The organism is Microcoleus sp. PH2017_05_CCC_O_A, from assembly GCF_020738785.1.
In the GTDB taxonomy this organism is placed as follows: domain Bacteria; phylum Cyanobacteriota; class Cyanobacteriia; order Cyanobacteriales; family Microcoleaceae; genus Microcoleus.
Genome location: NZ_JAEQCB010000325.1, coordinates 1 through 1,130, shown reverse-complemented (window position 1 = coordinate 1,130; position 1,130 = coordinate 1). Strand labels below are relative to the sequence as shown.

Sequence of the window (1,130 nt, the reverse complement as noted above, 5' to 3'; positions counted from 1 at the left end):
CGTTGCGCTTTTGGGTAGAACTTAATTCATACCGTCAATCAGCCACATCGCGCTCTTTCATATACCAAGCCAAAGAGCGCTGAAGCGCAACTACATACCGTAAATGTTATAGTCGAATGGGCCAGAGAGCCAGTTCGCCAGAATGCTGCGATCGCCTCAAGCAACCTTGCGCTTGATTTTGCGTTTCGCCACACCCATACCTAAAAAGCTCAATCCTACTAAAGTACCGAACCATGTAGAAGGTTCGGGTACGGCCTCAAATTCTCCTTTAATGGCGATCGCATCATTAGCGCACTCAGCAAACAAATTAGCAACATAACTGCCAGAAGGCATAGCAGATTTATCGAAACTGAATCCGATGGTTTGAGAACCTACTGCATTAAACTGCGAGAAATCAAGACCCATGGCGCTCAAAGTTGCTGAAGTTAAAGCAGAGATTTCTCCTACTTTTGTACCCGAAGCAATTGAATTGAGAACGGTATTTTCTCCTGTTTGTTGAAAATACGGGTCTGTAGCAGCTAAATCACCGATTGACGAGGTTCCACCTCCCGATCGAACATGAGTATTGTATCCGGTTAGATTAGAAAATCCATCGTTCGCTTGAGTAACGCTTTTCGCTGTAACATTGCTATAAATGCCTGTTGTCGCTACACCTGAGTCATTGCCGTCGGCAAAGCGAATGCCAAATAAGCTGCGATTTGCATTAGCTGTGTTGAAGTTTTGACCGGAAAAATTGAAAAACAAATCGCCGTAGTTGATGTTGCCTCGGAGAACGTTGCTGCGTGCATATCCAGCTAAACTGAGATTGGAGTTGATGGCGATGAAAGCCGTGTCTGATGTTTCTTTGATGGCGATGCCGTAAAATTCAAACTCGCCGCCGCCGACTCTACCATCTGTCACGCCGTCGTTGAAGGAGTCGATCGCATAATTCCAGCCGTTAGATAGCGTTGCTGCTGTAGCCTTTGGTTGCTGTAATCCAATAATTGCAAGGAAGACAGCCACCGAGTAAGTCCAGCGAAAGCTGTTTTTTGTAATGGGATTCATAAAAAACTTCCTGATGAATGTGTGTTAAATTATCAATTTTGTCGATCGACTATTTTGATTTTCAGTAAATCACACATTCCAGTATA

1 protein-coding gene is annotated in these 1,130 nt (G+C 44.2%); it reads right to left on the bottom strand.

What is annotated here, in order from left to right:
* Window positions 1-156: 156 nt before the first annotated feature.
* Window positions 157-1,044 carry a PEP-CTERM sorting domain-containing protein gene (locus tag JGK20_RS34360; RefSeq protein ID WP_293233865.1) on the bottom strand — a complete coding sequence of 296 codons (888 nt, stop codon included), beginning with the start codon at window positions 1,042-1,044 and terminating at the stop codon, window positions 157-159.
* Between the last annotated feature and the right edge of the window lie 86 nt (window positions 1,045-1,130).

What these genes read in the sequence shown, in the direction of transcription:
- JGK20_RS34360 (WP_293233865.1), bottom strand. Translation starts at nt 1,044, where the DNA reads ATGAATCCCATTACAAAAAACAGCTTTCGCTGGACTTACTCGGTGGCT.